Genomic DNA, 1,667 nt, shown 5'->3' on the forward strand with positions numbered 1-1,667 from the left:
CTACATAAGTGATTGACAACGCAGGCGGGCGCAAAAAAAGTCCCAGCCCTTCGGGTTGTGACTGAAAAAGCGCCACTCTGCGTTGCTCGTCGCTTATTTAGAATAACTAAAGGGTGCTCCTCGAGCCTTGATTGACGCTTTTTCAGTTCACAACAGAGGCGGAGATGAAAGATCAACAAGCCCTAACGTTTGCGGGAACGTTGCGTTCCACTTTTTACTTTTTTGGATCTGACATGCTGGGTACGGAAAGCCGGTTGCGTTGATGGCGTTTTAGCCTTACGGGTAATGCGTTTGCCTTCACCCATTTCGCCAGTGCCTTTAGGTTGAAAGCTCGGAATCAGATGCTTTTTGCCATTACCGATCAAATCAGATCTGCCCATACTTTTCAGGGCTTCACGTAACATCGGCCAGTTTTCCGGGTCGTGATAACGCAGAAATGCTTTGTGCAGGCGCCTTACTTTCAAACCTTTTGGAACGGTGATATCGCCGCCCTGACGGCGTACTTTGTGCAAAGTGTCCTTGCCTGAGTGATACATGGCTGCTGCAGCTGACATCGGTGAGGGCAAATACGCCTGAACCTGATCAGCTCGAAAGCCATTATGTTTTAACCACAACGCCAGATTCATCATGTCCTTGTCAGTCGTACCCGGATGAGCCGCAATAAAATAAGGTATCAGATACTGTTCTTTGCCAGCCTGTTTGGAATATTTATCAAACATCGCTTTGAACTTGTCATAAGTGCCAATGCCGGGTTTCATCATCTGCGACAGTGGACCATCTTCGGTATGTTCCGGCGCAATTTTCAGATAGCCACCCACATGATGCGTGACCAGTTCTTTAACATACTCCGGAGACAGAACCGCGAGGTCATAACGCAGTCCGGAGCCAATCAGAATCTTCTTAATACCCGGCAGACTGCGGGCACGACGATATAGATTAATTAATGGCGTGTGATCGGTGTTGAGGTTTTTGCAAACACCCGGAAAAACACAGGATAAACGACGGCAACTGGCTTCGATTTCCTCGCTGTTACAGGCCAGCCGGTACATATTGGCGGTCGGTCCACCCAGATCCGAGATAATGCCGGTAAAGCCCGGAGTAGTATCGCGGATTGCCTCAATCTCACGAATAATCGAATCTTCACTGCGACTCTGGATAATGCGACCTTCATGTTCGGTAATCGAACAGAATGTACAACCGCCAAAACAGCCACGCATAATGTTCACTGAAAAGCGAATCATCTCGTAAGCCGGAATATTGGCTTTGCCATATTCCTTATGCGGTAAACGGCTATAAGGCAGATCAAACACCGCATCCATCTCTTTGGTGGTCAATGGGATGGGCGGCGGGTTCAGCCAGACATCCTGATCGCCATGTTGCTGAACCAGCGCCAGTGCATTGCCCGGATTAGTCTCCAAATGCAGAATCCGCGAGGTATGTGCATAAATAATCGGATCATCTTTAACCGTTTCATAACGCGGCAAACGAATCACTGTTTTATCGGCATTTCGCGGTGAGACCCGATGGATTTTAATGACATTAGTTGCTGGTTCCGCCGGAGCAGCATTTTTCTCTCCGGTTTCCGCTTTGGATTGCTCGCAACTCTCTTCCGTCTGCATCTGATAAGGATCAATCGGTGGATTAAGCTGGCCGGGCTTATCAATACT

The 1,667-nt window shown here is 48.5% G+C and carries 1 protein-coding gene; it reads right to left on the minus strand.

Going from position 1 to position 1,667, the window contains the following annotated elements; genetic code table 11:
- Positions 1 to 182: 182 nt before the first annotated feature.
- Positions 183 to 1,667: YgiQ family radical SAM protein (locus tag B3O33_RS13590; RefSeq protein ID WP_292363823.1), on the minus strand; the 1,485-nt coding region annotated here is incomplete at its 5' end.

The organism is Methylophaga sp. UBA1464, from assembly GCF_002325665.1.
Classification (GTDB): Bacteria; Pseudomonadota; Gammaproteobacteria; order Nitrosococcales; family Methylophagaceae; genus Methylophaga.